This is a genomic window from Flavobacterium sp., assembly GCF_044373165.1.
Taxonomy (GTDB): Bacteria; Bacteroidota; Bacteroidia; order Flavobacteriales; family Flavobacteriaceae; genus Flavobacterium.
Map to the genome: position 1 here is coordinate 1 of NZ_JBILQL010000162.1, position 2,607 is coordinate 2,607.

General features: G+C 67.6%; 1 protein-coding gene. It reads left to right on the forward strand.

The window, feature by feature from the left end; translation table 11 throughout:
• A partial coding sequence (locus tag ACIQ32_RS12345; protein ID WP_396195975.1) for a beta strand repeat-containing protein occupies positions 1 to 2,607 on the forward strand: 2,607 nt, incomplete at both ends.

Sequence of the window (2,607 nt, forward strand, 5' to 3'; positions counted from 1 at the left end):
TTCTTGGCCAACAGCACATTTGCCCTCGGGGGTGACGGCAGCATCGCCTATGCGGGCTACCCGGAACAGTCGATCGAAGAGGCCCAGGCGAAAGGGCAGAACGCCACCGGCGTGCTGGTCAACTCGGCGACCACCGGCTGGTTCGCCCGCTGGTCCTACACCTACGCCACCGGCACTTTGGTGATTCAGTTCGGCGACAGCGCGTCGGGCAACCCCGATGTGAATGAAACGCCGACGACGGCGCTGGTACAGGCAGTGTTGCAGAGCATTGCCTATCGCAACGACACGCCCTACGGTGACACCACCCTTCGTGTCACGCTGAGCGATGGCGCCGCGACGGGCAGCGCCGACGTCACCGTCACCAGTTCCACCATCTATGCCGATTCCACCGCCGACACCGACAGCCAGGGCGACGCCGCCGACGGCTTCTCGCTGCGTGAGGCCCTGACGCGCTCGGCCAGCCAGGCCGGCGCCGACACAATCCGGGTGGTGCTGGCTGACAACAGCAGCTACACCCTGGCCAGTGGCGCCACGGTCGGCGGCGGCGACACGCTGAACCTCGACGGCGCGAACGGCCTGACGATCAGCGGTGGCACGCTCACGCTGGGCGGGGCGCTGACGGTGAGCAACGCTGCGGCGAAGACGGCCACCTTCAACAGCGAGATCGCAGGATCCGGCCAGGCCCTGACCAAGGATGGCGCCGGCACGCTGAGTTTGTCCGGCAGCAACAGCTACACCGGGGCCACCACCGTGGCGGCCGGCACGCTGACGGTGGGCGGCGGCAGCGCCATCGCCGACAGCAGCGCGGTGACCGTGGCCAATGGCGGTACGCTGAACCTGAGTGCCAGCGAATCCATTGGCTCGCTGGCTGGCGCCGGCGTGGTGACACTGGGCAACAACACGCTGACCGCGGGCGCTGACAACAGCAGCAGCACCTTCTCTGGCGCCATGAGCGGCAGCGGCGGCTTCACCAAAACGGGCAGCGGCACGGCGACCCTGTCGGGGAGCAACAGCTATGCAGGTGCCACCACGATCAGCACCGGCACCCTGGTGGTGTCGGGCGGCAGCGCCATCGGCGACAGCAGCGCGGTAATGGTGGCCAGCGGCGCGACCCTGGCGCTGGGCTCTGGGGCGGAGACCCTCGGCTCGCTGGCCGGCGCCGGATCGGTGACGCTTGCCTCTGGCGCGACGCTGACCGTCGGCGGCGACAACACTTCGACCACCTTCTCGGGCGACATTTCCTCCGCCGGTTCACTGAGCAAGGCAGGCACGGGCACGCTGACGCTGAGCGGCACCCACACCTACACCGGCGCTACCACCGTGGCGGGCGGCACGCTGTCGGTCACCGGCGCGCTGAGCGGCACCAGCGGCGTGACAGTGGCATCTGGGGCGAGCTTGGGCGGCACGGGCAGCATCTTTGCGGCCCACTCGTCCAATATGCTGACGGTGCAGAGCGGCGCGACGCTGGCGCCCGGCGTACTGGGCCTCAACAACGGCATTGGCAAGCTGACGGTCAACGGCGGTCTGACCCTCGCCGCGGGCGGCATCCTGGCGGTCGACATCAAGGGCGGCACCACGGCCGGTAGTGATTACGACCAGGTGGATGTGCTCGGCAGCGTTTCTGTCAGCGGCGCCACCATCACCCCGACGCTCAGCTACTCGCCTAGCAGCGGAACCATCCACACCCTCATCAACAATGACGCGAGCGACAGCGTCACCGGGGCTTTTGGCGGCCTGGCGCAAGGCGCCACGCTCACATCAGCGGGCACGCCGGTCGCGCTGACGGCCAGCTACATCGGTGGCAGCAACAACAATGACTTTACCCTGGCCTTGGTTGAAGCCACGCCGCCTCCCAGCGTCAGCGCTATTACCCGGGTCAACACCGCCGCTTCGAACGCCAGCAGCGTGCAGTACACGGTCAGGTTTTCGGAAAGCGTGAGCGGTGTCGACCTCAGCGACTTCAGCCTCAGCCGCGCCGGCACCGTCAGCGGCAACATTGCCTCGGTAACGGGCAGCGGCGATACCTACACGGTAACGGTCAGCGGCATCACTGGCGACGGCACCCTGCGGCTGGACTTGAATAGTGCCGGCACCGGCATCAATGGCGCAAGAAACAACGCCATTGAGGCCGGCTACACCGGCGGGGAGGTCTACACCTTCGACCACAGCGCTCCGACCGCCCCCAGCGCGCCGGATCTGGCCAGCGGCAGCGACACCGGCGTCTCGAACGCCGACAACATCACCTCGATCACCACGCCGGTCTTCACCGGCACCGCCGAAGCGAACGCCACGGTGCGCCTGTACGACACCGACGGCATGACCCTGCTCGGCACCGCCACGGCCGATGCCAGCGGCCATTGGTCCATCACCAGTTCGACGCTGAGTGATGGTGTTCACGCCATCACTGCGCGGGCTACCGACGCGGCAGGTAACGTCAGTGCCGCGTCGGCTGCCACCAGCGTGAGCATCAATGCCACGGCGCCGACCCTGGCCGCGGCCATCACCTTGTCGGACACGATGCTGAAGCTCGGTGACACCGCCACGGTGACCTTCAGCTTCAGCGAAGCGGTGAGCGGTTTCACGGTGGCCGACGTGAGCGTGTCCAAC